3 protein-coding genes are annotated in these 966 nt (G+C 73.3%); all 3 read right to left on the minus strand.

Annotated features, from left to right (window positions below):
* On the minus strand, positions 1-189 hold a 189-nt coding region (locus ACKVMH_RS12170), incomplete at its 3' end, for a hypothetical protein (protein WP_412700497.1).
* Complete coding sequence (locus ACKVMH_RS12175) at positions 189-629, minus strand: hypothetical protein (protein WP_412700498.1); 441 nt, start codon at positions 627-629, stop codon at positions 189-191. The genes ACKVMH_RS12170 and ACKVMH_RS12175, both read right to left, overlap by 1 nt.
* Positions 630-633: 4 nt before the next feature.
* Positions 634-966: hypothetical protein (locus tag ACKVMH_RS12180; protein WP_412700499.1), on the minus strand; the 333-nt coding region annotated here is incomplete at its 5' end.

Here is a 966-nt window from a genome sequence, read left to right on the forward strand (position 1 = left end):
GCCGCCCGCCAGCCCGACGGCGATCATCGGCGCCGCCACCGCGACCACACCCATGTGCATGAGCATGTGCGCGGCGAACGCGCCGCGTGACAAGCCCGGCAGCGGGCCAAGCCAAGTGGCCGCGAGCACGAGCAGCCCGCCTGCCAGCCAAGCGTTGCCCCAACGGTCGGCAGGGTGGACGGCGGCCATCAGCGGCAGGTCCCGATCACGGCCACGGCGAGCGCCACATACACCACCGCGACGAAGCTCAGGCCGCACAGCAGCAGCGTGGCGAAGCCGAGGAAACGGTGGCGGTCGCCGGGGGTGTCGTCGTCGTGCGGCAGGGTGGCGTCGCCGAGGCGATGGCCACGCAGGCCGCGCGCGCCGAACCAGGTGATCGCCACCAGCGCCCCCGCGGTGTAGGCCCACAGCGCGGTGCGCGCGTCACCGAGCGGCGCGCCGGTGCTCCCCGCCTTGGCACACCAGATCGCGGCCGTCACGTAGCAGGCCAGGAAGTGCAGCGCCCACACGGTGGGCCCCGCGGTGAGCAGCCACAGGCTGGCGCGGCGCTCCGGCAATGCGGCGTGCCCGCGCCCATCGTGGGTGCAGTGTTCGCGTGCGTCTGCGCGGGGGCGGGGGGAATCGGTCATCGGCTCAGGCCACCAGCGGGAATCCGGCGATCGTCGCGACCGTCACCACGACCGTGATCGCGACGAAATGCCAGAACAGCGTGACGTTGTGGATGTCGATGTCGTGTACCGCGTCCATCCGGCCGGTCACGCGGCGCGCGACGCAGTACAGCTGCATCAGTGTCCCGACGAGCACGTGGGCCACGGTCCAGCCGGTCAGCAGCCAGACCGTCGCTTCGTACGCGTGGCGGGTCGGGTCCATCGCGTGCGCGCGTGGCCCGGCCAGCAGCGCGTATACGCAGCCCAGTGCGAGCGCGGCGCCGAGCAGCGTCGCGGCGATCGAGGCGCCGCCGGCCCG

The organism is Lysobacter zhanggongensis, from assembly GCF_046638635.1.
Classification (GTDB): domain Bacteria; phylum Pseudomonadota; class Gammaproteobacteria; order Xanthomonadales; family Xanthomonadaceae; genus Novilysobacter; species Novilysobacter luteus.